This window comes from Actinoplanes nipponensis, from assembly GCF_016862275.1.
GTDB lineage: Bacteria > Actinomycetota > Actinomycetes > Mycobacteriales > Micromonosporaceae > Actinoplanes > Actinoplanes nipponensis.
Map to the genome: position 1 here is coordinate 1 of NZ_BOMQ01000114.1, position 1,126 is coordinate 1,126.

At 63.7% G+C, this 1,126-nt stretch carries 1 protein-coding gene; it reads left to right on the top strand.

Annotation, left to right across the window (positions count from 1 at the left end):
• Positions 1-44 precede the first annotated feature (44 nt).
• Positions 45-1,126: IS630 family transposase (locus tag Ani05nite_RS40690; protein WP_203777565.1), on the top strand; the 1,082-nt coding region annotated here is incomplete at its 3' end.

Genomic DNA, 1,126 nt, shown 5'->3' on the forward strand with positions numbered 1-1,126 from the left:
GTGTCCTGAGTCATTAATTGCTATCTAGCTGGTAGGTTCGGCTGATGCCGAGTCCTGTTGCTGCTGTGGTGAGGTTGTCCGACGCTGAGCGGGCCGAGTTGGTGGCGTGGTCGCGCCGGACGACCTCATCGAACGGTCTGGCGGTCCGAGCCCGGATTGTCTTGGCCGCGGCAGAGGGTCTGGGCAACACCGCGATCGCGGAGAAGCTGGCGATTTCCGTGGCCACAGCACGGAAATGGCGATCGCGGTTCCTGCGCGACCGGTCGGACGGGTTGCTCGACGAGCCACGGCCGGGCCGGCCCCGGACGGTCACCGATACCCACGTCGAGCAGGTGATCACGCGAACCTTGGAGACCGCCCCGAAAGACGCGACCCACTGGTCGACCCGGGGCATGGCCACCGAAGTCGGCCTGTCGCAATCGGCGGTGTCACGCATCTGGCGGGCGTTCGGGTTGCAACCGCATCGCCAGGACGCGTGGAAACTGTCGAAGGATCCGCTGTTCATCGACAAGGTCCGCGACGTGGTCGGGCTCTATCTCGATCCGCCGGAACGGGCAGTGGTGCTCTGCGTCGATGAGAAAAGTCAGATCCAAGCGCTCGATCGCACCGCACCGGTGCTGCCGATGCTGCCCGGTGTGCCGGCCCGCGCCACCCATGACTACAAACGAGCCGGCACCTCAAGCCTGTACGCCGCGTTAGACCTGGCCACCGGCACCGTGATCGGGTCACTGCACCAACGGCACCGGGCCATCGAGTTCAAGAAGTTCCTGACCACGATCGACCGCAACGTGCCTGCCGAGTTCGACGTGCACGTCGTGCTGGACAACGCCTCCACCCACAAAACCCCGGCGATCAAGCGGTGGCTGCTGGCTCACCCGCGTTTCCATCTGCACTTCACCCCGACCAGCAGTTCCTGGCTGAATCTAGTCGAACGCTGGTTCGGTGAGCTGACTACCAAGAAACTGCAGCGAGGCACCCACCGCTCGGTCCGCGAACTGAACGCCGACATTCGCGCTTGGATCAAGACCTGGAACGCCAATCCCCGGCCCTACGTCTGGACCAAGACCGCTGACCAGATCCTCGATTCGATCGCCAAATACTGCACCCGAATTAACGACTCAGGACA